This window comes from Rathayibacter sp. AY1D2 (genome assembly GCF_002932695.1).
Lineage (GTDB): Bacteria > Actinomycetota > Actinomycetes > Actinomycetales > Microbacteriaceae > Rathayibacter.
Genome location: NZ_PSVX01000003.1, coordinates 43,285 through 65,837, shown reverse-complemented (window position 1 = coordinate 65,837; position 22,553 = coordinate 43,285). Strand labels below are relative to the sequence as shown.

Sequence of the window (22,553 nt, the reverse complement as noted above, 5' to 3'; positions counted from 1 at the left end):
AGCGCGCTCCGACTGCTAGTGCGGCCCGCTTCCGGAGGCGGCGCGGACGGCGCGTGCAGCGAACGGTTAGGTTCTGCCGCCCGGAGGAACGTAAAGTAGTCAGCCATGCATGTACTCAGCGTGAGCTCCCTCAAGGGCGGCGTCGGCAAGACCACGGTGACGCTCGGCCTTGCATCCGCGGCGTTCTCGAAGGGCCTGCGAACGCTGGTCGTCGACCTCGATCCCCAGTCCGACGTGTCGACCGGAATGGACATCAACGTCGCCGGCCACCTCAACATCGCCGACGTCCTGACGTCGCCGAAGGAGAAGATCGTCCGCTCGGCGATCGCCCCCTCCGGCTGGACCAAGGAGCACCACGGCACGATCGACGTGCTGATCGGCAGCCCCTCCGCGATCAACTTCGACGGGCCGCACCCCAGCATCCGCGACATCTGGAAGCTCGAGGAGGCCCTCGCGAGCGTCGAGGCCGACTACGACCTCGTGCTGATCGACTGCGCCCCCTCGCTCAACGCCCTGACCCGCACGGCCTGGGCCGCGAGCGACCGCGTCGCCGTCGTCACGGAGCCGGGCCTGTTCTCGGTGGCCGCCGCCGACCGGGCGCTCCGGGCGATCGAGGAGATCCGCCGCGGACTCAGCCCGCGCCTCCAGCCGCTGGGCATCATCGTCAACCGCGCCCGCGTCCAGTCGTTGGAGCACCAGTTCCGGATCAAGGAGCTGCGCGACATGTTCGGGCCGCTCGTCCTCAGCCCGCAGCTCCCGGAGCGCACCTCCCTCCAGCAGGCGCAGGGCGCGGCGAAGCCCGTCCACGTCTGGCCCGGGGAGAGCGCCCAGGAGATGGCGCACAACTTCGACCTGCTGCTCGACCGCGTCATCCGCACCGGACGCATCGGCGAGCAGGTCCCCGCCGCGACCTAGGGCCGGCGGGTCCGCCGGACTTCTCCGGCTCGAGGTCTCGGGACGCGGGTGATGCTCGATGCTCGATGAGTGCCAGGGACGGCGCCGGCGGACGCTCGGCGTCGGAGTTCAGCGCGGACTCTCGATGCGTGGGAGGAGCCCGCCACTCGATCAGCACGGTCAGACTCGGATGGCGCCCGTTGCTCGCACAGCGCGGCTGCAGGCGGGTCCGCTCCTGATCGGCTGAGCGTGCGAAGGGGACCCGGGAGTCCCCGGGGCCGCGGTCGACCTGCGAGGGGTGGGCGGTCAGCCGACGCGGCGGGAGGCGCGGCGCTGGGCGAGCTCGTCGCCAGGGTCGACCGACTGGTGGTCGAGCTCGACGAGGCTCGACTCGACCTCGCGGAGGACCTTGCCGACGGCGATGCCGAAGACGCCCTGGCCGCGGCTGAGCAGGTCGATGACCTCGTCGTTCGAGGTGCAGAGGTAGACGCTCGCGCCGTCGCTCATCAGGGTCGTCTGCGCGAGGTCGTCGACCCCGGACTCGCGGAGCTGGTTGACCGCCGTGCGGATCTGCTGGAGCGAGATCCCGGTGTCGAGCAGGCGCTTGACCAGCTTCAGCACGAGGATGTCGCGGAAGCCGTAGAGGCGCTGCGTTCCGGAGCCGGACGCGCCGCGCACGGTGGGCTCGACGAGCTCGGTCCGCGCCCAGTAGTCGAGCTGCCGGTAGGTGATCCCCGCGGCGCGTGCCGCGACGGCCCCGCGGTAGCCCGCGTCGGCGTCGAGCTCGGGCAGTCCGTCGGTGAACAGGACGAGGTCGCGCTGGCCGCTGACGTCGCGGCTGACTTCTCTCATCCCTGTGCCTCTCGGATCCGGACGCCGGATCCTCCGAACGCGCTCCCTACCGTACCGACCGGCGCAGGCCGAGTAAACGACATCGGCCTCGGCGCCGCGGCGTGTCGCACGGGCCGCCCGACGGCCGGCGGCGCGGCCCTCACGAGCGGGCGATCCGCGAGAGGGCGCTGCGCACCATCGCCCCGCGGATCGTGCCCAGCTGGGTCGCGAGCCCCACCGCGTTCTCGGCAGCGCCGGCGGAGCCGGACGCCTCTCCGCGGCGGGCGCTGGAGGCGACGACGCTCTCGATGAGCGACATCTCGCGCTCGACGGCGACGCGGAGCGGTCGGAGATGGCGGGGCTCGATACCGGATCGGCCGAGGTCGACGAGCGCCTTGAGCGTCGTCACAGCCTCGTCCCCGAACACGTCCCCGCCCCGCACGAGCCCGGCGGCGATGGCCTCCTGGACGAGAGCGGGCGTGGCACCGGACTCGGCCGCGAGGCCCTCGCGGGTCAACCGCGTGGCGGGGCCGAGGAGCGAGGCGCTCGGACCCCCGACACCGGCCGGCAGGGCGGGCTCGCGTCCGGCGTCGATGTCGTCGAGGTATCCGCGGATGACCTTGAGGGGGAGGTAGTGGTCGCGCTGCAGAGCGAGGATCATCCGGAGCCGCTCGACGTCGGAGCCCGAGAACTTGCGGTAGCCGGAGTCGGTGCGGGCCGGCGAGACGAGCCCCTGCTCCTCGAGGAAGCGCAGCTTGGACGGGGTGACGTCCGGGAACTCACTGGTCAGCCTGGCCAGCACCTGCCCGATGCTCAGCAGAGCGGCGGAGCCGGTGGGGAGGGCGCGCGCGGAGGAGCGGCCCACGGCTCACTCGTCCGGAGCGGCGACGAGGTCGGCGCGGGACGCGTAGAAGGTGAGTCGGAACTTGCCGACCTGCACCTCGGAGCCGTCGGTGAGGATCGCGGACTCGATCCGGACCCCGTCGAAGTAGGTGCCGTTCAGGGAGCCGAGGTCGTGGACCTCGAACGCCGTGCCGCGGCGGACGAACTCGGCGTGTCGGCGCGAGACCGTGACGTCGTCGAGGAAGATGCCCGCGTCGGGGTGACGGCCGACCGTCGTGGAGTCGGTGTCGAGGAGGAAGCGGGCGCCGGTGTTCGGTCCGCGGCGCACGACCAGCAGCGCGGATCCCGAGGGCAGAGCGCCGACGGCCTCGGCCTCCTCGCGGGACGCGCGGTTGTCGAGAGCGGCGAGCTGGGCGCCGATGTCGTCGGTGAACGTCAGAGTCGTCTCCGTCGACGGCTCACCGGGAACGGAATTGTGCTGGGCGGATGATGCTCCACCGACGGGCTCGACCAAGACGTACCTCCTATCAGGTCAGCGTATCCGAATCGTGACCCTCGTCGGACCCCTGAGCACCTGTGCGGACCCCCAGGACGAGGTCCCGCGTCTGGACGGCGTAGACGATCCCGGCCCACCAGTAGAGGAACGCGCCCCACAGCGCGAAGGCCCAGGCGATGGGGAGCGAGGCGGGCGCGAGAGCCGGGAACGCCTGCCCCAGCATGATCAGCGGGAGCGCGTAGAAGAGGCAGAAGGTCGCGAATTTCCCCAGGTGGTGCACGGGAAGCGGTCCGTAGCCGTTGTTCGCCAGGACGACCGCCAGGACCACGAGCATCAGGTCGCGGGCGAGCAGCACGGCGACCAGCCACCAGGGCACCAGTCCGCGGGCCGCGAGGCCCAGGACGGTGGCGAAGATGTAGAGCCGGTCGGCGGCCGGATCGAGGACGCGTCCGAGGCGCGTCATCTGGTCGAAGCGGCGCGCGATCCAGCCGTCGAGGTAGTCGGTGAGGCTCGAGACCACGAGGGTCAGGAGCGCGAGCGCGTCCTCGCCGAGGACCACGAGCACGAGGAACACCGGCACCAGGGCGAGGCGCACCATGCTGAGGACGTTCGGGACCGTCCAGATCCGGTCCTCACCGGTGCGCGCCATGCGCCCAGCCTAGGAGGGCGCACGGCGGCGTGGTCAGCGCTTGTCGCGCCAGACCCGCTCGAACGGCAGGCGCCAGGCGTGCGGCGCGATCAGCTGGTGGATGGCGTTCGGCCCCCAGGAGCCGGGCGCGTAGAGACGGACGGGCGGCGGATCCTGCAGGAGCGGCGCGGAGACCTCCCAGAGCCGCTCGATGCCCTCCGCGGTGGTGAACAGCGTGTGGTCTCCGCGCATCGCGTCGAGGATCAGGCGCTCGTAGGCCTCGAGCGCGTCGCCCGCGCGGTCGGTCTCCTGGAGCGCGAACTGCATGCTCAGCTTGTCGAGCCGCATGCCGGGACCGGGGCGCTTCCCGTAGAACGAGAGCGAGACCTTCGAGGCGTCCGCCAGGTCGAAGGTGAGGTGGTCCGGGCCGTGGGCACCGACTCCGGAGCCCTGCGGGAACATGCTCTTCGGGGGCTCGCGGAACGCGATCGAGATGATGCGCTGGCCCTCGGCCATCCGCTTGCCGGTGCGGAGGTAGAACGGCACTCCCGCCCAGCGCCAGTTGTCGATCTCGCACTTCAGCGCGACGAAGGTGTCGGTCTCGGAGTCGGCGGCGACGCCCGGCTCGTCGCGGTAGCCGATGTACTGGCCGCGCACCACGTTCTCGGGGTTCAGCGGACGCATCGAGCGGAAGACCTTGTTCTTCTCCTCGCTGATGGCCTGGGGCTCCAGCGCGGTCGGCGGCTCCATCGCCATGAACGCCAGCACCTGGAAGAGGTGGGTGACGACCATGTCCTTGTAGGCGCCGGTGGACTCGTAGAACTCGGCGCGGCGGTCGAGAGTCAGGCGCTCGGGGATGTCGATCTGGACGTGATCGATGAAGTTGCGGTTCCAGATCGGCTCGAAGAGGCCGTTGGCGAAGCGGAAGGCCAGGATGTTCTGCGCCGGCTCCTTGCCGAGGAAGTGGTCGATCCGGAAGATCTGCTCCTCGCTGAAGGTCTCGTGGAGCTCCGCGTTGAGGACGACCGCGCTCTCGAGGTCGACGCCGAACGGCTTCTCCATGATGATCCGCGAGCGCTCGACCAGCCCGGCCTCGGCGAGCATCCGCACGACGGAGAGCGCGGCCCTGGGCGGGACGCTGAGGTAGTGCAGCCGGCTCACGTCCGGGCCGAGGACCGCCTCGGCGTCGGTCACGGCGGCGGCCAGCGCGGCCGGGCCCGCGGACTGCGGGACGTAGCGGAGCTTGGACGCGAACTCGTCCCACTGCGCCGGCGTCAGGGAGCGGCTCCCGAACTCGTCGTAGGCCAGCTTCGCGAAGGCACGGAACGAGGCGTCGTCGTGCTCCTCGAGCGAGGTGCCGACGATCTGCAGGTCCGGTGCGAGGGAGGAGAGCGCGAGGTGGGCCATCCCCGGGATGAGCTTGCGCCGGGCCAGGTCGCCGACGGCGCCGAACAGCACGACGACATGGGGTGCCGCCTGCTCGGTCTGGACGGCTGGAGCGGGGGGTGCGGTTGTCACGGTCACCCCTCGATCATTCCAGTTCGGATCGTGACGCAGGCGTCATGTGCTCGATACGCACCGCCGCTAAGGTCTCTCCCGTGCATCCGTTCTCCGACGCGTCCGCCGCGACCGCAGCACCCGCCTCCGCCACCGCCCCCTCCTCCGCCGACGGGACGACCGCGCCTCCGCTCGACGAGAGGATCCGCGCCGACGTCCACCTGCTGGGCGAGCTGCTCGGCCAGGTGCTCCGCGAGTCGGGCGAGCCCTCCCTCTACGAGGACGTGGAGCGCCTGCGCGCGCTCACGATCAGCGCCTACGACAGCGGCGACGCCGCCGGGACCGCGGAGGCGGAGGAGTTCGTCGCCTCGCTCACGCTCGAGCGCGCCGAGGAGGTCGCCCGGGCGTTCACCTGCTACTTCCACCTCGTCAACGTGGCGGAGGAGTTCCACCGCGTCCGCGTGCTGCGCCGGCGCGAGGCCGACGCCGGCGCGCAGTCGCCCGAGGACTCGATCCTCGCCTCGATGCGCCGGCTGACCGGGGAGCTCGGGGAGGACGAGGCGTTCGCGCGCCTGTCCCGACTGGAGTTCCGCCCGGTCCTCACGGCGCACCCGACCGAGGCGCGCCGCCGCGCAGTGGCCTCGACCATCCGCCGCATCAGCGACCTGCTCGAGCAGCGCGACGACCCGCGCATGGGCGGCGTCGTGCTGGTGGAGATCCGCCGCAAGCTGCTGGCCGAGGTCGACACGCTGTGGCGCACCGCTCCGCTGCGCGAGTCCAAGCCCACTCCCCTCGACGAGGTGCGCACCGCGATGAGCGTCTTCGACGAGTCGCTGTTCTCGGTGCTCCCCCGCGTCTACCGCCGCCTCGACGACGCTCTGCTCGGCGAGGGCTCGGGCACCCGGGCTCCGGTCGCACCGGCCTTCGTCCGCCTGGGCACCTGGATCGGCGGCGACCGCGACGGCAATCCCTTCGTCACCGCCGAGACGACCCTCGCTGCGGTGGACATCGCCTCCGAGCACGTCCTCATGGGCCTCGAGCGGGTCGCCCGCCGCGTGGGCCGCGCGCTGACCCTCGACGCGTCGACCACTCCCCCGTCGGCCGCCGTCGAGGCGCTCTGGGCCTCCTGCGTCGAGCGGGCTCCCGAGCTCGCCGCCGACATCGCCGAGCGCTCGCCCAACGAGGCGCACCGCCGCGTCCTGCTCTTCGCGGCCGAGCGCCTGGCCGCGACCCGGTCCGAGGGGCCGCTGGCCTACTCCGCCGCCGCCGAGCTGCTGGCCGAGCTGCGCACCCTCCAGGAGTCCCTGGTCGAGGCCGAGGACGTCCGCGCCGCCTACGGCGACCTCCAGGACTTCGTCTGGCAGCTCGAGACCTTCGGCTTCCACCTCGCCGAGATCGAGGTGCGCCAGCACTCGAAGGTGCACCGCGAGACGATCGCCGCGATCCGCGCCGGCGAGGAGCTCGACGAGCGCGGCCTCGAGGTCCTGTCGGTGTTCCGGGCGATCGCGAAGGTCCAGGAGCGCTTCGGCACCGACGCGGCGAGGCGGTACATCGTCTCCTTCACGCAGTCGGCCGACGACCTGCGGACGGTCTTCGAACTGGCCGAGGCGGCGACCGACGGCAAGCCGCCGATCATCGACGCGGTCCCGCTCTTCGAGACCTTCGCCGACCTCGACGCCTCGACCGACATCCTCGCCGAGATGATCCGCCTCCCCCAGGTGCATGCGCGCCTCGCGGCCACCGGCAACCGGCTCGAGGTGATGCTCGGCTACTCCGACTCGTCGAAGGACGTCGGACCGGTCTCGGCGACGCTCGCGCTCTACGACGCGCAGGCGCGCATCGCGCAGTGGGCGGCCGACGAGGGCATCGTGCTCACGCTGTTCCACGGGCGCGGCGGAGCGCTCGGCCGCGGCGGCGGGCCGGCCAACCGGGCCGTCCTCGCGCAGCCGCCCGGATCGGTGGACGGCCGCTTCAAGCTGACGGAGCAGGGCGAGGTCATCTTCGCCCGCTACGGCAACCCGGACATCGCCACCCGGCACATCGAGCAGGTGGCGGGAGCGACGCTGCTCGCCTCCTCCCCCGCGGTCGGCGAGCGCAACGCGGGCGCCGCGGAGCGCTTCGCCGAGGTGGCGGCGACGATGGACCGCGAGTCGCGCCGCCGCTTCTTCGAGCTCGTGAAGGCCGACGGCTTCGCGCCGTGGTTCGCCCGGGTCACCCCGCAGGAGGAGGTGGGCCTGCTCGCCCTCGGCTCGCGTCCGGCACGCCGCGGCCTCTCCGTCGAGTCGCTCGAGGACCTGCGAGCGATCCCGTGGGTCTTCGCCTGGACCCAGGCCCGCGTCAACCTGACCGGCTGGTTCGGGCTGGGCAGCGCGCTCGAGGCCGTCGGCGACCTCGACCTGCTCCGCGAGGCCTACGCCTCCTGGCCGCTGTTCACGACGATGGTCGACAACGTCGAGATGTCGCTCGCGAAGACCGACGAGGGCATCGCCCGCCGCTACCTCGCCCTCGACTCCCGCGACGACCTCGCCGGACTCGTGCTCGACGAGATGGCGCTCACCCGCCGGTGGGTGCTCTCGATCACCGGCGAGGAGAGCCTGCTCACGGGCCACCGCGTGCTCGGCCGTGCCGTGCGCCTGCGCACCCCGTACGTCAACGCGCTCTCGCTCCTGCAGCTGCGCGCACTGAAGGCGCTCCGCACCGACCCGGGCGGATCCGGGACGGAGCAGAACCAGCGGCTGCTCCTGCTCGCGGTCAACGGAGTCGCGGCGGGTCTGCAGAACACCGGCTGATCCCGGCTCGGAACGACGGAACCCCCGGCGGCCTCACGGCTGCCGGGGGTTCTCGTGCGTCTGCGGGCGCCTCCCGCCTGCGGAGCGGGTCGAGGCGCCGGGCGGATCAGGCCTGCGGGTCGGCGCCGGCCTCCTGAGCGGCCTTCGCCTCCTCGTACTGGCGGCGCACCTCGACCATGTCGAGGCCGCGGACCTGCTCGATCAGGTTGTCGAGCGCGGGGGCGGGCAGGGCGCCGGGCTGAGCCATCAGCGGGATGCCGTCGCGGTACACCACGAGGGTGGGGATGGAGGAGATTCCGTAGCTCGCGGCGAGCTGCTGCTGGTCCTCCGTGTCGACCTTCGCGAAGGTGATGTCGGCGTTCTTCTCGCTCGTGGCCTCGAAGACCGGAGCGAACTGCTTGCACGGGCCGCACCAGTCGGCCCAGAAGTCGATGAGGACGATGCCGTCGGCGATCGTCTGGTCGTGGGAGTCGAGGGTCATCGCAGTCGTAGCCATGGGGGATGCAACCGGGTGCCCCCGCGGCCTATTCCCGGGCGGGATCGAGGAGGTCGAGCAGCGACCTCGGACCGACCACGGCGGCCCCGAGCGCCTCGACGCGGGCGGCCAGTCCCCGGTCGGCTGTCACGACGACCGCGGTCTCGAGCGCGCCGACCAGCTCGACGATCGCGTCGTCGCCCGAGCCGTCGGCCGCGTGGACCGTCAGCCGCTCCGTGAGAGCGCCCGCCTCCGGACGGGCGGCGCGCGCCACTCCCTCGAGCACCACGGCGATGCGCGGCCAGACCGTGTCGGCGTCGATCCCCAGGAGACGGCCGGGGACGCCGGCCTCCGCGAGGCGGGCCAGGGAGGCGAGGAGGCGCTCCGCGGCGCCGGCGCGGTCGCGCCACCAGCCGTCGGGGCGTGAGCCGACCACGTTGGCGGCGTCCACGACGAGCACCGGGATCGAGGAGCCGAGCGCGCGCAGGCCCGGCCAGGCCGCCCCGAAGCCCGGGTGCAGCGGCAGGGAGGCGACGTCCTCGGGGGCGACCCAGCGCAGCTCGGTGCTCTCGGCGTCGCTGATGCGGGGAGTGAAGTGCTCGCGGGACTCGGCCAGGACGGTGGAGTAGCTCCACGGTCCGATCACGACGACGCTGGAGAGCACGGGCAGGATCAGGTCGGCGGGGACGCCCGCCTCCTCCTCCGACTCCCGGAGGGCCGCCTCGAAGGCCGTCTCCTCGGGGTGACGGGCGCCGCCGGGCAGCCCCCAGGTGTCCCCGAAGTGGCTCCAGCTGACGCGGTGCTGGAGCAGGACGCGTCCCGACGGATCGCGCAGGAGGAGGCCGGCGGCGCCGAAGCGTCCCCAGAAGCGGCGTCCGTCGCCGATCTCGACCCAGCCGTCGCCGAGCGACGCGTCGAAGGGGTGGCGCGGGAGCACGGCGTCCGCGCCGGGGTCCTCGCTGGTCATGCCCTCCAGCCTCCCACACCGCGCCCGCCGCACCCGACCCCGACGGGCTGGCAGAATCGGACGATGCGCCGCTCGAGACCCCTCCGCCTCGCGACGCTCGCCTGGCTCGCGCTGATCGCCCTGATCACGCTGACGCCCGCGCCCTACCCGGCCGGGGAGCCCAACGCGCTGATCCGCGGGATCATCGCCTTCCTCGCTTCCACGCCGCTCACCGGCTGGTTCGACTTCGACGTAGCGGAGTTCACCGCGAACGTGCTGCTCTTCGTGCCGCTCGGTGCGCTGATCGCCGCGCAGCTGCCGGCGGGTCGCCGCCTGTGGGCCGCCGCCATCGGGCTCGCCGTGTCGGCGGCCGTCGAGACAGCGCAGCTGCTGTGGCTGCCGACCCGCGTCTCCGACGTGCAGGACCTCGTCTCGAACGGCAGCGGCTCCCTGATCGGCGCCCTGCTGACGATCGCGCTGCTCCGCTTCTCCCCCCGCCGCCGCTCCCGGAAGGACCGCACCGCCCATGCCCGCTGAGACCCTCGTCGTCCTCGACCGGCCCTCCCTCGACACCGAGGCGCACTCGCCGGGAGGACCCGCGCACCGCATCGATCCGAGCGGGCGCGGCGATCTGGACGTCACCGACCTCGGCTTCACCCGCGGCGACGGCGTGTTCGAGACGATCAACCTGGTCGACGGACGGCTGCAGGCGCTCGACGCGCACCTGGACCGCTTCGAGCGCTCGGCCCGGATGCTCGACCTGCCCCGGCCGGACCGGCCCGCCTGGCTCGAGGCGATCGGAGCGGCGGTGGCCGCGCACCCGCCCGTCGCCGAGGCGATGGTGAAGACGATCCTGACCCGCGGCGTCGAGGGCGGCGGGCGGCCCACCGGCGTCGTCTTCGTGCAGACCAGCCCGGACTTCGGCCCGGCCCGGCGCGACGGCGTGCGCGTGGTGCTCCTGGACCGCGGGCTGCGCTCGGACGTGCAGTCGACGTCCCCCTGGCTGCTCGCCGGCGCGAAGACGCTCTCGTACGCGGTGAACCGTGCGGCCGCGCGGGAGGCCGCCCGGCGCGGTGCCGACGACGCCCTGTTCGTGTCGAGCGACGGCTACCTGCTCGAGGGGCCGACCTCGAACCTCGTGCTGCTGACGGGCGGGGAGCTCGTGACTCCTCCGCCGAGCCTCGGGCTGCTGCCCGGCACCACGCAGGCCGACCTGTTCGCGCTCGCGCCGGGCCTCGGCCTCGGGACCGCGGTGCGTCCGCTGCGCTCGGGCGATCTGGAGGCGGCGGACGCGGCGTGGCTGGTCTCGAGCGCGCGCAACGCCGCTTCCGTCCGCGCCGTCGACGGGACCGACCGCCGCGTCGACGCCGACCTCTCGGCCCGGATCAACGCCGCGCTGCTCGCCCGCTGAGCGTCCGACCCTCCTCCGTGGGACGCCCCGCGCTGAGCGCGGACGGCGTCCCGGAGGAGAGAGGGCTCAGGAGAGGCCGTCGACGTCCGCGGGGCCGCGGCTGATCAGTCCGCCGCGGACGTGCTCGACGGTGGGGTCGAGCTGGACCGGATCGCGCTCGTCCGCCGCCTCGTCGTTGATCACGGCCGACACGATGCCGCGCCAGTCGGTGCCCTCGGCCACGGCCTCCTCGGAGCCGACGCGGCGTGTGACGAACACGGCCTCCGACTCCTCGCCCGCGTGCGAGATGACGGCGAGGACGCCGACGGTGCGACCGCCCGGGTGCTCGATCCGCCACTCCTCGTGCCCGGACGGGACGAGCGAGAACTCCAGGCCCGCGTGCGGGAAGCCGGTGGGGCGCAGCTCGGACGGGAATCCGCTCTGCGGAGGCGCGCCGCGGGTGGGGACCCCGGTGCCCTCGCCGCTCGTCGTGCTCATGCCGACGTCGCCGCGGGTTCCGCCGGCTCCGGAACTGTCGTTCGCCGCGACCATGCGGTCGTCGCCGCTCCGCAGCGCGTCGTCCGCTCCGGTGTAGATGCTGTCGTCTCGGTTCATGGGAACCTCCTTGTCGGCGGCCAGTGTAGGACCGCGGGGTGGGTGGCGAGCGGGCGCCGTTCGTAGACTGGGGGGATGCAGATCCCGGTGACCGGTGCCGTGCGGGTGGACGCGTGGCTCTGGGCGGTGCGCATCTACAAGACGCGCTCCGCCGCGACGACCGCGGCCCGGGCGGGCCACATCCGCGTCAACGGCGAGCGGGCCAAGGCGGCGCAGACCGTGCGGGTCGGCGACGAGGTCCGCGCCCGGATCGGCGGCTTCGACCGGGAGCTGATCGTCCGCGGACTCGTGGTCAAGCGGGTCGGTGCGCCGGTGGCCGCCGAGTGCATGGAGGACCGGACGCCCCCGCCGCCACCCCGGGAGTCCGCGCCGGGCGTGATCGTCCGTGACCGCGGAGCGGGCCGCCCGACGAAGCGCGACCGGCGCGACATCGAGCGCCTCCGCGGATTCTGACCGCGCGACCCGCCGGCGGCCTCAGGGGGCGAGTGCGCGCAGGCGCTCCAGGAGCCCCTCCGCCGCCTCGTCGAGGAACCGCTGCTGCAGCTCGTCGCCGACCTGGACGAGGGCGATGTCGGTGAAGCCCGCCTCGATGTAGGGCACGAAGCTCTGGGCGAGCTCGTCGAGGTCGGGGCCGCAGGCGATCTGCTCGGCGACGTCCTCCGGGCGCACGAACTGGCTCGCTCCGGCGAAGCCGGCGGGGGTCGGCAGATCGGAGTTGACCGCCCAGCCGCCGGCGAACCAGCGGAACTGCTCGTGGGCCAGCGCCACTCCCTGCTCCTTGTCCGGCGCCCAGCAGATCGGGATCTGGCCGATCGTGCGCGAGGGGGCGGCGTCCGCACCGCGGACCGCGGTCCACTGCGAGATCAGCTCCGCGTCGGGCTCGGTCGTGATGAGGTGGTCGCCGATCGGCGCGAAGCGGGCGATCGACTTCTCCCCCGAGACCGCCAGGCCGATCTCGACCGGCTCGTCCGGCAGGTCCCAGATGCGGGCGGAGTCGACGCGGAAGTACTCGCCCTCCCAGGTCACCAGCTCGCCGGTGTGCAGCTCGCGGATGAGGTGGACGGCCTCCTCGAGCATGTCCTGGCGCACGGCGACCGAGGGCCAGCCCTCGCCGACGACGTGCTCGTTGAGGTTCTCGCCCGAGCCGAGGCCGAGCGTGAAGCGGTCGTCGGAGAGGATCGCGAGCGTCGCGGCCTTCTGCGCGACCACGGCCGGGTGGTAGCGGATGGTCGGCGCGGTGACGTAGGTCGTGAGGTCGATGGTCGACGTGGCCTGCGCGACCGCTCCGAGCAGCGTCCAGGCGTAGGAGGCGTGCCCCTGCTCGGTCAGCCACGGCGAGTAGTGGTCGCTCGAGACCGCGAACTCGAAGCCGAGCCTCTCGGCGTCGACCGCGTAGCCCACCAGCTGCTTGGGTCCGCTCTGCTCGGTCATCAGGGTGTATCCGAATCGCACCATGGTCCGTCCTCGTTCCGCTCGTCGTGGGATGCCCGGGGGCACGTCCCATGGTGGGCGGGGCGCCGGATGCGCGCTAACCCCTTGCCCCGGTCGCGAGCGGCGGCTAGCGCGGCGTCAGACGAAGCGGATGCGGTTCTGCACGCGGGTGCGGACCTCGAACGACTCGCCGTACCCGCCGAGCCGCGGGTCGTCCGTGCCGGAGCGCAGCAGCTGCGGCAGCAGCGAGCGGCGGATGACGACGGCGCCCTGGTGCCTGCCGCGCTCGACCTGCTCGAACGGCTGCTCCAGCGCGTCGTCCGGCACGACCACGACGCTCGTCGAGAAGCGGACGCCCAGCTCGCGGCCGAGACGGCGCGCGGCCTTCGCGAGCGAGGCGATCGGCTTCTCGTCCTCGGCGATCCCGGGGCCCTCGAGCTCGCCCTTCCTCAGGCGGACCGGATCGCCCCAGTCGGCGGAGGTCAGCGCGAGCAGGCCGGCCGGCCCGAGCACGAGGTGGTCGATCTTGAGCCCGCCGTCGCCGACCGCGACGTCGTTCCAGATCGTGTAGGCGATGCCGAGCGCGCCGACGAGCGCGGCCGTCGCCTCCTCGGCCTGAGCCTTCGCGAGCCAGGAGCGGACCTCGCGAGGAGCGGAGCGGACGATCGCCGGGTCGAAGGGGTCCTCGGTCTCGACGCCGCGGCCGAGCCACTCGCGCACCAGGCGCAGGTAGTACTCGCGCGCCGCGCCTCCCGGGTGACCGTAGGAGCGGGCGCGCACGGCCGAGGCGGTCTGCGGGCGCGGTGAGCCGGTGTACGGCGACTGCGGGGAGGACCTCCCGGGGGCGGGAGCGCCTCGGTCGTAGTCGCCGCGGGCGGAGGCGCTGCCGATCCGCTCCCAGGCGAGCTGCACCGCGTGGAACGATGCGGCGTCGCCTCCCGTGTCCGGATGGGTCTCGCGGAGGCGGAGCCGGTACGCCCGGCGGAGCTCGTCGTCGGACGCGGTGGCGGCGACGCCCAGCACCTCGTAGGGGGTGCGGGCGGCGTGGCTGTCGGGCATGTGCTTCCGGGAGGGTCGGGGCGGGGGGTTCCGAGTGTATCGACGCGGGCCGGGAGCCCGGTGGGAGCGCGCACCGCGTCGGCTCGGAACGCGCCGAGCGCCCAGCGGGGGAACGGGCGCCCGGCGGGGGTCAGTGCGCGAGCAGCTCGCGCACCCGCGGGATGACCTGCGTGCCGTAGAGCTCGATGTTGCGCATGATCGCCGGGTGCGGCAGCGTCCCGGCGCTGTACTTGAGGTCGAAGCGGTCGATGTCCAGGGCCTCGACCGTTCGCGCGATCTTCCGGGCGACCGTCTCGGGCGAGCCGAGGTGGATGGCGCCGTCGGGGCCGGCCTCCTCCTCGAAGCGCTCGCGGGTCATCGGGGACCAGCCGCGCTCGCGGCCGATGGCGTCCATCATCGCCTTGTGGTGCGGGAAGTACAGGTCGCGCGCCTCCTCGTCGGTGTCGGCGACGAAGCCGGGCGAGTGCACGGCGACCGGGAGGCGGGGCTGCTCGAGCTGGTCGAGCGCGCGGCCGAAGAGGTCGACGTAGGGGCGGAAGCGGGCCGGCGAGCCGCCGATGATCGCCAGGACGAGCGGGAAGCCGTACCGGGCGGCGCGGACGACCGACTCGGGGCTGCCGCCGACGCCGATCCAGGTGCGGAGGGTGCCGTTGTCGAGGGTCGGGTAGACGCTCTGCTCGGTGAGCGCGGGGCGGGTCGTGCCCTGCCAGGTGACCGGGCCGCCCTGGATCAGGGCGTGGAAGAGGTCGAGCTTCTCCTCGAAGAGGACCTCGTACTGCGCGAGGTCGTAGCCGAAGAGCGGGAAGGACTCGGTGAAGGAGCCGCGGCCGAGGATGACCTCGGCCCGGCCGCCGGAGAGTCCGTCGAGGGTGGCGAAGCGCTGGTAGACGCGCACCGGGTCGTCCGAGGAGAGGACCGTCACGGCGGAGCCGAGGTGGATGCGCTCGGTGCGGGCCGCGATGGCGGCGAGCACGACGTCCGGTGCGCTCACGGCGAAGTCGGCGCGGTGGTGCTCGCCGATCCCGAAGAAGTCGATGCCGACCCGGTCGGCCAGGACTCCCTCCTCGACCACATCGCGGAGGACCTGGCCGTGCGGCAGCGGGGCGCCGTCGGGGCCGGCGGTGACGTCGCCGAACGTGTCGACGCCGAACTTGACTTCATGCATACTCATGGACTTCTGCAACCTCCGGGGGTCGACGGCTATTCCTGCGGGCGGGGTCCGACGTCCCCGGGCAGGAGCGCGTCGGAAGAGACGATCCCCGCCTCGAGCGCCGGCTCGCGGTAAGCGCGCCCGAGCGAGGCGACGGTGTCGTGCGCGTTCAGGCCGCTCGGGTTCGGCAGCACCCAGAGCGGCGCGCCCGCCACGTCCTCCTCCTGCCTGCCCTGCACCGCCCTGCGGCGTCCGAACGCGATCCGGTAGGCGGTGATGCCGACGACCGCGACGGCCCGGGGCCGCACCCGCTCCACGGTGGCGACCAGCCGCTGAGCGCCCTCGCGCAGCTCCTCCGCGGTCAGCTCGTCGGCGCGGGCGGTCGCCCGGGAGGCGAGATTGGTGATGCCGACGCCGCGGGAGACGAGCTCCGCGCGGTCCGCGGCGCTCATCCCCTCGGACACGCGCGGCGCGCGCTCGAGGATCCCGGCCGCGACGAGCGCCGGGTAGAAGCGGTTGCCGGGGTGGGCGAAGTGCGCGCCGGTGGCGGCGGTCCACAGTCCCGGGTTGATGCCGACGAAGAGGAGCCGGACGTCGTCACCCAGCAGGTCCTCGACGGTGCGGTCCTGGAACGCTGCGAGCTCGGCGCGGGTGAACGGCATGCGACCATCCTGCCGCGGCGCAAGTCCTCTCGGCACGGGGTCGCCGGTGCCAGCATGGAGGCATGACGAACGCATCCCAGGACCACCCGATCCAGCACGGCAGCGACGACGCGCAGCTCGACGAGAAGCTGCGCGGCGTGCTGCTGCAGGTCGCCGGCGACGCCGAGCTGCGACCGGAGGAGGACGTCGAGACCCTGCTGCGCCAGCGCCTGCGCGACACGCGGATCTCGATCTCGGACGAGGCGATCCCGGGGCTCGCCAAGCGCATCCCCGGCCTCATGCAGCGCGGGGGCGGCGACGTGAACCCCGGGGCGCACTAGCCCCGAGGGACGGACGCGGGCCGAGCGGCCGCTCGGACCCGCGCCTGCCCGCGCTACTCGGGGACCGCCGGGCCCTTGCGGTGGTGGTCGAACACCAGGCTCGTGCGCGTCGAGGCCACCGCCGGGTTCGCCGAGAGGTTCGAGACCACGAAGTCCCGCACGTCGCTGGAGTCGCGGACCGCGACGTGGATGATGAAGTCCTCCGAGCCGCCGAGGAAGAACACCTGCACCACCTCGGGCAGCGCGCGGATCTCCTCCGCGAAGCGCGTGATCGCCTGGCGCTGGCCGACGCGGATGCTGACGCTGATCAGCGCCTGCAGGGTCAGGCCGAGCGCCGCCGGGTCGAGCTCGGCGGTGAAGCCGGTGATGACGCCGCGCTCGACGAGGCCCCGGACGCGTGCGACGCAGGTCGACGGGGCGATGCCGGCGCGCTCGGCGAGCCGGCTGTTGGGCGTCCGCGCGTCGGCGCGGAGGAGGCGCACCAGGGTCCGATCGACCGGATCCAGGTCGTCGAGGTCGTGCAGATCCTTCGGTGGCATGCGCCCGCTCCCTCACTCCGCCGACGAACCTTCGGCCCGTGCGGTGACTTCCGACCGATCCTGCGGAGTTCCTCCGCTCCGGGCACGATCTTCGCACGATGGGGGCAGAGCCGGTGCAGGATCGGCGCCCACCGCCCGCCCCGCGGGCCGCAGCGAAGGAGCCGCCGTGCGCGTCGGGATCCCCACCGAGATCAAGAACAACGAGAACCGGGTCGCCGCCACTCCGGCCGGCGTCCACGAGCTGGTGCGCCGCGGCCACGAGGTCCTCGTCGAGGCCGGCGCGGGCCTGGGCTCGCGCGTGTCGGACGACGACTTCCGCCGCGCCGGCGCCCTCGTCGTCGACGGGCCCGACGAGGTCTGGGGCGAGTCCGAGCTGGTCCTCAAGGTCAAGGAGCCGATCGAGGCCGAGTACCCGCGGATGCACCGCGACCAGGTGCTCTTCACCTACCTCCACCTCGCCGCCTCCCGCCCGTGCACCGATGCGCTGCTCGCGGCGGGGACGACCTCCATCGCCTACGAGACGGTCCAGCTGGACGACCGGCGGCTGCCGCTGCTCTCGCCGATGAGCGAGGTCGCCGGGCGCCTGTCGATCACGGTCGGCGCCTACCACCTCATGAGTGCCGTCGGCGGACGGGGCACGCTGCTCGGCGGGGTCCCCGGCACTCCGAAGGCGAAGGTCGTCGTGATCGGCGGCGGCACGGCCGGCGAGCACGCCGCGGCGAACGCCCTCGGCATGGGGGCCGACGTCACGATCGTCGACCTCTCGCTCCCCCGCCTCGCGCAGCTCGAGAACCGCTTCCAGGGCGCGATCCAGACCCGCGCCTCCTCGGCCTACGAGATCGCCGCGCAGCTGGCCGACGCCGACCTCGTGATCGGATCCGTCCTCATCCCGGGCGCCAAGGCGCCCAAGCTGGTGACCGACGAGATGGTCGCCACGATGAAGCCGGGCTCGGTCCTGGTCGACATCGCGATCGACCAGGGCGGCTGCTTCGAGGGCTCGCGTCCGACCACGCACGACGACCCGGTGTTCCCCGTGCACCGGAGCGTCTACTACTGCGTCGCGAACATGCCCGGCGCCGTTCCCGAGACCTCGACCCGCGCGCTCACCAACGCGACGCTCCCCTACGCGCTCGCGCTGGCCGACCGCGGGTGGCGGGCCGCCCTGGCCTCCGACTCGGCGCTCGCCCGCGGCCTGAGCACCCACGACGGCCGGGTGACGAACGCCGCCGTCGCCGCGGCCTTCGACCTCCCGGCCGTGCCGGTGGAGTCGCTGCTGGGCTAGGCGCCCGCGGGGGCGAGGCCGAGCCCTCCGAGGATCTCGGCGATCTCCTCCTCCGGAGCGCCGCCCACGTCGACCGTGACGTGGAGCTCGTCGTCACCGAGGGGCTCGAGCGCCTCGAACTGCGAGTCGAGCAGCGTGGTCGGCATGAAGTGGCCGACCCGCGAGGCGAGCCGCCCGGCGATCCGGTCCCTCGATCCCGCGAGGTGCGCGAAGACGAGGTCGTCGCGGCGGAGGACGTCGCGGTAGCGGCGGCGCAGGGCCGAGCAGGTCACGACGACCGAGCCGCCCGCGGCGATCCGCTGGTCCACCACGCGGGCGATCTCGGCGAGCCAGGGCGCCCGGTCCTCGTCGGTCAGCGGGATGCCGGCGTGCATCTTGTCGACGTTCGCCTGCGGGTGCAGGTCGTCCCCCTCGAGGAACTCCCAGCCGAGTCGGCGCGCCAGGAGCGACGCAACGGTCGACTTGCCGCTGCCGGAGACGCCCATGACGACGACGGCGCGGACGGGGACGGTGGGAAGAGCGGTCATCAGATACCTCCTACGAAGAGACCGATCAGGAGGACCCCGGCGAGCCCGGTCACTGAGACCAGGCACTCCATCACGGTCCAGGTCTTGAGCGTCTGGCCGATGCTGAGCCCGAGGTACTCCTTCACCAGCCAGAACCCGGCGTCGTTGACGTGCGACAGGAACACCGAGCCGGCGCCGATCGCGAGCACCATGAGGGCGACCATCGGCCCGTCCATGGTCTCGGTCAGCGGCTGGAGGATGCCTGCGGCGGTCACGGTGGCGACGGTCGCGGAGCCGGTGGCCACGCGGATCACGACGGCCACGAGCCAGGCGAGCAGCAGCGCCGAGGCGCCGCTCCCCTCCGCGAGCTGGGCGACCACCCCGCCGATCCCGGTGTCGACGAGGACCTGCTTGAAACCGCCGCCCGCGCCGACGATGAGCAGGATGCCCGCGATCGGCGGCAGCGAGCTCGAGAGCGAGGCCTGCAGCTCGGTGCGGTTCATCCGGCCGCCGCGGCCGAGCAGGACCAGACCGGCCAGGAGCGCGATCCCCAGCGCGATGGTCGGCGTGCCGAGGAAGTCGAGGGCGCCCTTCCAGGCGTCCGTGGAGCCCGGGGCCGCGATGTCGGCGATCGCCTTGCCCAGCATCAGGACGACCGGCAGCAGGATGCTCGCGACGGCAGCGGCGAAGCCCGGGCGGTGCTCGCGCGTCTCGCCCGCGCCCTCGCCGAAGAGCGGCGGCGTCTCCACCGGCGCCCAGCGGGCGGCGACCCGGCCGAAGAGCGGGCCGGCGACGACGACGGTGGGGATCGCGACCAGGACGCCGAACGCGAGGGTCACGCCGAGGTTCGCGCCGAGCGCGACCAGCGGTCCGGGGTGGGGCGGGACGAGGCCGTGCATCACCGAGAGGCCGGCGAGCGTCGGGATCGCCACCTTCATCAGCGGCAGACCGCTCCGGCGGGCGACAAGGATCACGACCGGGATCAGCAGCACGAGCCCGACCTCGAAGAACATCGGCAGCCCGATCAGCGCGCCGACGAAGCCCATCATCCAGGGCAGCGCGCGAGTGCTCGAGCGGGCGATGAGGGTGTCCACGATGCGGTCCGCGCCGCCCGAGTCGGCGAGGAGCTTGCCGTACATCGCGCCGAGGCCGATGAGGATGCCGACGCCGCCCATGGTGTTGCCGAACCCCAGCGCGAAGCTGGCGACCGCGTCCGCCGCCGCCAGCCCCGCGATCAGGCCCGTCGTCAGCGCTCCGATCAGCAGGGAGACGAAGGGGTGCAGCTTCAGCCAGGTGATCAGCACGACGATCACGGCGATGCCGACGACGGCGGCGAGGATCAGCTGCCCCTGCCCGGCGGTGGTGGCGGGGGCGTCCCCGGCGGCGGCGTTGAGGGCGGGGAGGAGGGTCGGTGTCATGAGCGTCCTTGGTCGAGCCGACGGCCAGCGGCCGGCTTTTGTCCGACATAACCTGCGTGTGTCCCGATCATGCCCGAAGATCGGCCGGGGCGCGACTCCGGCGATGGCAGGATGACCGCATGCCCGCGCCGACGCCCTCACTGCACCACTCGGTGCTGGACGAGCTCGGCTCGCAGATCGTGCGCGGCGAGCTCGCGCCGGGCACCACCTTCAGCGCCGACGAGCGTGCGGAGCGGCGCGGGGTCTCCCGCTCGGTGATGCGGGAGGCCGTGCGCGTCCTCGAGACGCTCGGGCTCGTGACGTCCCGCCGCCGCGCGGGGACGCGGGTCCAGCCTCCGGAGTGCTGGAACGCCCTGGACACGCGGGTCGTCGCGTGGGGACTGGACGGCCCGGACCGGCGGCGCCAGCTGCACCAGCTCAGCGAGCTCCGACTCGGGGTGGAGCCGCTCGCCGCCCGGCTCGCCGCGGCGAACGCGACCGAGGAGCAGCGGCGGGCGCTCACGGAGGCGGGCGACGCCCTCTCCACCCACTCCCGCGCAGCCGACCAGTCCGCCTACCTCGCCGCCGACACCGCCTTCCACCGCTCCCTCCTGGCCGCGTCCGGCAACCGGATGCTCGCGCAGCTGGGCGATCTGGTCGCCGAGGTCCTCGCCGGCCGCACCCGCAATGCGCTCATGCCGCGCGAGGCCGACTCCACCGCGGTGCGGCTGCACCGGGCGGTGGCCGCCGCCGTCGCCTCGGGCGACGCGGACGCTGCGGAGGCCGCGATGCGGGCGATCGTCGAGGAGTCGGACCGGGCGGTGCAGGAGAGCTGACGGGGTTGCACGCCCGCAGCGCCGCGCGCACAGTGGAGCGCATGGTCGAGGGATACACGTCCGCGCAGGTGCGGGCCGCCGAGGCTCCGCACCTGGCCCGGCGGGAGCCGCTGATGCAGCGCGCCGCCGACGGCCTCGCCCGCGAGCTGCGTCTCGTGCTCGCCGGGCGCTCCGACCGCTCCCGTCCGGGCTCGGTGCTCGTCCTGGTCGGTCCGGGTGACAACGGCGGTGACGCGCTCTACGCGGCCGCCGAGCTCTCCTCCTCCGGAACCGACGTCGTCCTCGTCCTCACGGCCGAGCGGGTGCACCGCCGGGGCCTCGCCGTGGCGCTCGACGAGGGCTGCGGGCAGGTGCCGGCCGACGACGCGCCCGGCCTCGCCGCGGCGGTGGCGCGGGCGGATGTCCTGGTCGACGGGATCCTCGGCATCGGAGCGACGGAGCCCGCGCTGCGGGGACGGCCGCGCGTCGTCGTCGAGGCGGTGCTCGACGCGCTCGAGCGGCGGGCCGAGCGCCCGGTGGTCGTCGCGGTCGACCTGCCGAGCGGCGTCCATCCCGACGACGGGTCGGTCCCCGATCCCACCGTGCTGCGCGCCGATGTGACGGTCGCCTTCGGCGCGATCAAGGCCGGTCTGCTGCTGCCTCCGGGCGACTCCTACGCGGGCCGTCTGCGCCTGGTCGACATCGGCCTCGGCCCGGACCTGGCCGGAGTGGAGCCCGCGGTCCGCGAGTGAGTGAGCGGCTCAGGAGGGAGCGAGGAGGTGCGCCTTCTCGGGGTGCTGCTCGAACCACTGCCCGACGTACCAGCACATCGGCACGACGCTCCGCCCGCCGGCGGCCTCGATGTCGTCGACGGCGAAGGAGACCAGCTCCCCTGCGAGCCCGCGGCCTCGGAAGGGCGGGGTCGTGAAGGAGCGGACGAGGGAGACGCTGCCGGGCGCCTCGCGGTAGTCGAGGACGCCCACCAGGGCGCCGTCGAGGTGGAGCTCGTAGCGCGACGCGTCGTCCGCCCGGCGGAAGTCCTTGGCCATGCCTCCAGAGTAGGACGGCCCGGACGGATCAGGCCTCGTCGCCGAGCATCTCGCCGTCGGCGTAGAGCCAGCGACCGTCCTCGCGCAGGAAGCGGCTGCGCTCGTGCACGAGGCCGGGGCCGGCGGGCGAGCGGTAGGAGGCGCGGAACTCGACCAGGCCCTCCTCGTCGCCCTCCCCGCCGAACGAGGTGTCGACGATCTGGAGCCGGCGCCACTGCACGTCGGGATCGAGGTCGATGCGGCGCGGCCGGGTCGAGGGGTGCCAGCTCGCGAGCAGGTAGGGAGCGCTGCCGAGGACGTTCGCGCTGTAGCGGCTGCGCATCAGGCGCTCCGCCGTCGGCGAGGGCTCCTCGCCGAGGTGGGCGGGGCGGCAGCAGTCGGCGTAGTGGCGGCGGCTTCCGCAGGGGCAGGAGTCGGCGGGGTGCATCCGGCCAGTGTGGCAGGCGATGCGGCGCCCCGGCCCGGCGCGGCTCCGGCGAGCGCCGCGACTCCCCGGGCCGTCCAGGTGTGCATCCCCTCCACATCCGCTCCGCCGCCTTGAGGGTGCCGCCGGATCCCGGCAACGTGGCCCCCTCATCGACCACGGACGGAAGGAACGACCCGATGCTCACGCTCACCGACAACGCCAGCACCGTCGTCAAGACCATCACCGGGCAGACCGAGACCCCCGTCGAGGGAGGCCTGCGCATCAGCGGCACCGATCTCGACGCCCGCAACTTCGCTGTCGCGGTCGCCGCGGCCCCCGAGACGACGGACGCCGTCGTGGAGCAGGACGGAGCGCGCGTGTTCCTCGACGTCGCCGCCTCCGTCGCTCTCGGCGACAAGGTCCTCGACGCGCAGGTGGACGAGGGCGGCTCCGTCAGCTTCGGGATCGCTCCCCAGGACTGACCCCGTCGACATCGGAGGCCGCCCCCACCGCAGTGCGGGAGGGCGGCCTCC

General features: G+C 73.4%; 27 protein-coding genes. 10 read left to right on the top strand and 17 right to left on the bottom strand.

Annotated elements, in window-relative coordinates; translation table 11 throughout:
- Window positions 1-105 precede the first annotated feature (105 nt).
- On the top strand, window positions 106-915 hold the full coding sequence (locus tag C5D04_RS01440; RefSeq protein WP_104222576.1) for a ParA family protein: 810 nt from the start codon (window positions 106-108) through the stop codon (window positions 913-915).
- Window positions 916-1,200: 285 nt separating this feature from the next.
- On the opposite strand, the gene C5D04_RS01435 is transcribed toward C5D04_RS01440, so the two are convergent.
- The 5 genes from C5D04_RS01435 to zwf all read right to left on the bottom strand — a co-directional run bounded on the left by C5D04_RS01435 (window position 1,201) and on the right by zwf (window position 5,210).
- Window positions 1,201-1,746, bottom strand: coding sequence for a MerR family transcriptional regulator (locus C5D04_RS01435; RefSeq protein WP_104222575.1), 546 nt, complete (start codon window positions 1,744-1,746; stop codon window positions 1,201-1,203).
- A 139-nt stretch (window positions 1,747-1,885) separates the two neighbouring features.
- Window positions 1,886-2,590: a MerR family transcriptional regulator gene (locus C5D04_RS01430; RefSeq protein ID WP_104222574.1), complete on the bottom strand. Its 705-nt coding sequence runs from the start codon at window positions 2,588-2,590 to the stop codon at window positions 1,886-1,888.
- A 3-nt stretch (window positions 2,591-2,593) separates the two neighbouring features.
- Window positions 2,594-3,082, bottom strand: a complete 489-nt coding sequence (locus tag C5D04_RS01425; protein ID WP_104347097.1) for an FHA domain-containing protein — start codon at window positions 3,080-3,082, stop codon at window positions 2,594-2,596.
- A 13-nt stretch (window positions 3,083-3,095) separates the two neighbouring features.
- On the bottom strand, window positions 3,096-3,713 hold the full coding sequence (locus C5D04_RS01420) for a CDP-alcohol phosphatidyltransferase family protein (protein WP_104222572.1): 618 nt from the start codon (window positions 3,711-3,713) through the stop codon (window positions 3,096-3,098).
- 33 nt (window positions 3,714-3,746) lie between these two features.
- On the bottom strand, window positions 3,747-5,210 hold the full coding sequence (gene zwf, locus C5D04_RS01415) for a glucose-6-phosphate dehydrogenase (RefSeq protein ID WP_104225448.1): 1,464 nt from the start codon (window positions 5,208-5,210) through the stop codon (window positions 3,747-3,749).
- 44 nt (window positions 5,211-5,254) lie between these two features.
- Here zwf and C5D04_RS01410 point away from each other — a divergent pair, with 44 nt between their 5' ends.
- Complete coding sequence (locus C5D04_RS01410; RefSeq protein ID WP_104347096.1) at window positions 5,255-7,978, top strand: phosphoenolpyruvate carboxylase; 2,724 nt, start codon at window positions 5,255-5,257, stop codon at window positions 7,976-7,978.
- A 106-nt stretch (window positions 7,979-8,084) separates the two neighbouring features.
- Here the strand turns inward: C5D04_RS01410 and trxA are convergent, their stop codons facing one another.
- Together trxA and C5D04_RS01400 are read right to left on the bottom strand one after the other, a co-directional pair.
- Window positions 8,085-8,474 carry a thioredoxin gene (trxA, locus tag C5D04_RS01405; protein ID WP_104347095.1) on the bottom strand — a complete coding sequence of 130 codons (390 nt, stop codon included), beginning with the start codon at window positions 8,472-8,474 and terminating at the stop codon, window positions 8,085-8,087.
- 28 nt (window positions 8,475-8,502) lie between these two features.
- A complete protein-coding gene (locus C5D04_RS01400) occupies window positions 8,503-9,420 on the bottom strand; it encodes an NUDIX domain-containing protein (protein WP_104347094.1) in 918 nt (305 codons plus the stop codon).
- 63 nt (window positions 9,421-9,483) lie between these two features.
- On the opposite strand from C5D04_RS01400, the gene C5D04_RS01395 reads away from it, so the two are divergent.
- On the top strand, window positions 9,484-9,936 hold the full coding sequence (locus C5D04_RS01395; protein WP_104225384.1) for a VanZ family protein: 453 nt from the start codon (window positions 9,484-9,486) through the stop codon (window positions 9,934-9,936).
- Window positions 9,926-10,810: an aminotransferase class IV gene (locus C5D04_RS01390; RefSeq protein WP_104347093.1), complete on the top strand. Its 885-nt coding sequence runs from the start codon at window positions 9,926-9,928 to the stop codon at window positions 10,808-10,810. The genes C5D04_RS01395 and C5D04_RS01390 overlap by 11 nt, the downstream gene beginning before the upstream one ends.
- A gap of 66 nt (window positions 10,811-10,876) precedes the next feature.
- Here C5D04_RS01390 and C5D04_RS01385 read toward each other — a convergent pair whose 3' ends face one another.
- On the bottom strand, window positions 10,877-11,404 hold the full coding sequence (locus tag C5D04_RS01385; RefSeq protein WP_104347092.1) for a hypothetical protein: 528 nt from the start codon (window positions 11,402-11,404) through the stop codon (window positions 10,877-10,879).
- Between the two features lie 75 nt (window positions 11,405-11,479).
- Here C5D04_RS01385 and C5D04_RS01380 point away from each other — a divergent pair, with 75 nt between their 5' ends.
- Complete coding sequence (locus tag C5D04_RS01380; protein WP_181027140.1) at window positions 11,480-11,857, top strand: RNA-binding S4 domain-containing protein; 378 nt, start codon at window positions 11,480-11,482, stop codon at window positions 11,855-11,857.
- Between the two features lie 21 nt (window positions 11,858-11,878).
- Here the strand turns inward: C5D04_RS01380 and C5D04_RS01375 are convergent, their stop codons facing one another.
- From C5D04_RS01375 to C5D04_RS01360, 4 genes are all read right to left on the bottom strand, one after another.
- The gene (locus C5D04_RS01375) at window positions 11,879-12,859 is read right to left on the bottom strand and encodes a TIGR03557 family F420-dependent LLM class oxidoreductase (protein WP_104347091.1); all 981 of its coding nucleotides are present in this window, start codon (window positions 12,857-12,859) and stop codon (window positions 11,879-11,881) included.
- Window positions 12,860-12,973: 114 nt separating this feature from the next.
- Entirely contained in the window at window positions 12,974-13,894 is a 921-nt protein-coding gene (locus C5D04_RS01370) for a J domain-containing protein (protein ID WP_104222564.1), read from the bottom strand.
- Window positions 13,895-14,024: 130 nt separating this feature from the next.
- Window positions 14,025-15,059, bottom strand: coding sequence for an LLM class flavin-dependent oxidoreductase (locus C5D04_RS01365; RefSeq protein ID WP_104347090.1), 1,035 nt, complete (start codon window positions 15,057-15,059; stop codon window positions 14,025-14,027).
- A 35-nt stretch (window positions 15,060-15,094) separates the two neighbouring features.
- Window positions 15,095-15,706: a mismatch-specific DNA-glycosylase gene (locus C5D04_RS01360; RefSeq protein WP_104222562.1), complete on the bottom strand. Its 612-nt coding sequence runs from the start codon at window positions 15,704-15,706 to the stop codon at window positions 15,095-15,097.
- Window positions 15,707-15,768: 62 nt separating this feature from the next.
- Between C5D04_RS01360 and C5D04_RS01355 the strand changes: the two genes are divergently transcribed.
- Window positions 15,769-16,026 (top strand): hypothetical protein, encoded by a 258-nt coding sequence (locus tag C5D04_RS01355; RefSeq protein WP_104222561.1) that lies wholly within the window; start codon window positions 15,769-15,771, stop codon window positions 16,024-16,026.
- Between the two features lie 53 nt (window positions 16,027-16,079).
- Here C5D04_RS01355 and C5D04_RS01350 read toward each other — a convergent pair whose 3' ends face one another.
- A complete protein-coding gene (locus C5D04_RS01350; protein WP_104222560.1) occupies window positions 16,080-16,565 on the bottom strand; it encodes an Lrp/AsnC family transcriptional regulator in 486 nt (161 codons plus the stop codon).
- A gap of 166 nt (window positions 16,566-16,731) precedes the next feature.
- On the opposite strand from C5D04_RS01350, the gene ald reads away from it, so the two are divergent.
- Window positions 16,732-17,847, top strand: coding sequence for an alanine dehydrogenase (gene ald / locus C5D04_RS01345; protein ID WP_104347089.1), 1,116 nt, complete (start codon window positions 16,732-16,734; stop codon window positions 17,845-17,847).
- Here ald and C5D04_RS01340 read toward each other — a convergent pair.
- Together C5D04_RS01340 and C5D04_RS01335 are read right to left on the bottom strand one after the other, a co-directional pair.
- On the bottom strand, window positions 17,844-18,374 hold the full coding sequence (locus tag C5D04_RS01340; protein WP_104225392.1) for a gluconokinase: 531 nt from the start codon (window positions 18,372-18,374) through the stop codon (window positions 17,844-17,846). The genes ald and C5D04_RS01340 overlap by 4 nt on opposite strands.
- Window positions 18,374-19,771, bottom strand: coding sequence for a GntP family permease (locus C5D04_RS01335; protein ID WP_104347088.1), 1,398 nt, complete (start codon window positions 19,769-19,771; stop codon window positions 18,374-18,376). Before C5D04_RS01335 ends, C5D04_RS01340 begins: the two co-directional genes overlap by 1 nt.
- A 119-nt stretch (window positions 19,772-19,890) precedes the next feature.
- Here C5D04_RS01335 and C5D04_RS01330 point away from each other — a divergent pair, with 119 nt between their 5' ends.
- Together C5D04_RS01330 and C5D04_RS01325 are read left to right on the top strand one after the other, a co-directional pair.
- Entirely contained in the window at window positions 19,891-20,586 is a 696-nt protein-coding gene (locus tag C5D04_RS01330; protein WP_104225394.1) for a FadR/GntR family transcriptional regulator, read from the top strand.
- Window positions 20,587-20,627: 41 nt separating this feature from the next.
- On the top strand, window positions 20,628-21,317 hold the full coding sequence (locus C5D04_RS01325; RefSeq protein WP_104340109.1) for an NAD(P)H-hydrate epimerase: 690 nt from the start codon (window positions 20,628-20,630) through the stop codon (window positions 21,315-21,317).
- A gap of 9 nt (window positions 21,318-21,326) precedes the next feature.
- Here the strand turns inward: C5D04_RS01325 and C5D04_RS01320 are convergent, their stop codons facing one another.
- Entirely contained in the window at window positions 21,327-21,614 is a 288-nt protein-coding gene (locus tag C5D04_RS01320) for a GNAT family N-acetyltransferase (protein WP_104222554.1), read from the bottom strand.
- 28 nt (window positions 21,615-21,642) lie between these two features.
- Complete coding sequence (locus C5D04_RS01315; protein WP_104347087.1) at window positions 21,643-22,041, bottom strand: YchJ family protein; 399 nt, start codon at window positions 22,039-22,041, stop codon at window positions 21,643-21,645.
- A 176-nt stretch (window positions 22,042-22,217) separates the two neighbouring features.
- Between C5D04_RS01315 and C5D04_RS01310 the strand changes: the two genes are divergently transcribed.
- Window positions 22,218-22,502 (top strand): hypothetical protein, encoded by a 285-nt coding sequence (locus C5D04_RS01310; RefSeq protein ID WP_104222553.1) that lies wholly within the window; start codon window positions 22,218-22,220, stop codon window positions 22,500-22,502.
- The last annotated feature ends 51 nt before the right edge of the window (window positions 22,503-22,553 follow it).

Bases quoted from the DNA above. Each gene is read 5' to 3' on its own strand.
- C5D04_RS01440 (WP_104222576.1), top strand. From the start codon at position 106: ATGCATGTACTCAGCGTGAGCTCCCTCAAGGGCGGCGTCGGCAAGACC.
- C5D04_RS01435 (WP_104222575.1), bottom strand. From the start codon at position 1,746: ATGAGAGAAGTCAGCCGCGACGTCAGCGGCCAGCGCGACCTCGTCCTG.
- C5D04_RS01420 (WP_104222572.1), bottom strand. From the start codon at position 3,713: ATGGCGCGCACCGGTGAGGACCGGATCTGGACGGTCCCGAACGTCCTC.
- C5D04_RS01410 (WP_104347096.1), top strand. From the start codon at position 5,255: ATGTGCTCGATACGCACCGCCGCTAAGGTCTCTCCCGTGCATCCGTTC.
- trxA (WP_104347095.1), bottom strand. From the start codon at position 8,474: ATGGCTACGACTGCGATGACCCTCGACTCCCACGACCAGACGATCGCC.
- C5D04_RS01400 (WP_104347094.1), bottom strand. From the start codon at position 9,420: ATGACCAGCGAGGACCCCGGCGCGGACGCCGTGCTCCCGCGCCACCCC.
- C5D04_RS01395 (WP_104225384.1), top strand. From the start codon at position 9,484: ATGCGCCGCTCGAGACCCCTCCGCCTCGCGACGCTCGCCTGGCTCGCG.
- C5D04_RS01390 (WP_104347093.1), top strand. From the start codon at position 9,926: ATGCCCGCTGAGACCCTCGTCGTCCTCGACCGGCCCTCCCTCGACACC.
- C5D04_RS01385 (WP_104347092.1), bottom strand. From the start codon at position 11,404: ATGAACCGAGACGACAGCATCTACACCGGAGCGGACGACGCGCTGCGG.
- C5D04_RS01380 (WP_181027140.1), top strand. From the start codon at position 11,480: ATGCAGATCCCGGTGACCGGTGCCGTGCGGGTGGACGCGTGGCTCTGG.
- C5D04_RS01375 (WP_104347091.1), bottom strand. From the start codon at position 12,859: ATGGTGCGATTCGGATACACCCTGATGACCGAGCAGAGCGGACCCAAG.
- C5D04_RS01370 (WP_104222564.1), bottom strand. From the start codon at position 13,894: ATGCCCGACAGCCACGCCGCCCGCACCCCCTACGAGGTGCTGGGCGTC.
- C5D04_RS01365 (WP_104347090.1), bottom strand. From the start codon at position 15,059: ATGCATGAAGTCAAGTTCGGCGTCGACACGTTCGGCGACGTCACCGCC.
- C5D04_RS01360 (WP_104222562.1), bottom strand. From the start codon at position 15,706: ATGCCGTTCACCCGCGCCGAGCTCGCAGCGTTCCAGGACCGCACCGTC.
- C5D04_RS01355 (WP_104222561.1), top strand. From the start codon at position 15,769: ATGACGAACGCATCCCAGGACCACCCGATCCAGCACGGCAGCGACGAC.
- C5D04_RS01350 (WP_104222560.1), bottom strand. From the start codon at position 16,565: ATGCCACCGAAGGATCTGCACGACCTCGACGACCTGGATCCGGTCGAT.
- C5D04_RS01340 (WP_104225392.1), bottom strand. From the start codon at position 18,374: ATGACCGCTCTTCCCACCGTCCCCGTCCGCGCCGTCGTCGTCATGGGC.
- C5D04_RS01335 (WP_104347088.1), bottom strand. From the start codon at position 19,771: ATGACACCGACCCTCCTCCCCGCCCTCAACGCCGCCGCCGGGGACGCC.
- C5D04_RS01330 (WP_104225394.1), top strand. From the start codon at position 19,891: ATGCCCGCGCCGACGCCCTCACTGCACCACTCGGTGCTGGACGAGCTC.
- C5D04_RS01325 (WP_104340109.1), top strand. From the start codon at position 20,628: ATGGTCGAGGGATACACGTCCGCGCAGGTGCGGGCCGCCGAGGCTCCG.
- C5D04_RS01320 (WP_104222554.1), bottom strand. From the start codon at position 21,614: ATGGCCAAGGACTTCCGCCGGGCGGACGACGCGTCGCGCTACGAGCTC.
- C5D04_RS01315 (WP_104347087.1), bottom strand. From the start codon at position 22,041: ATGCACCCCGCCGACTCCTGCCCCTGCGGAAGCCGCCGCCACTACGCC.
- C5D04_RS01310 (WP_104222553.1), top strand. From the start codon at position 22,218: ATGCTCACGCTCACCGACAACGCCAGCACCGTCGTCAAGACCATCACC.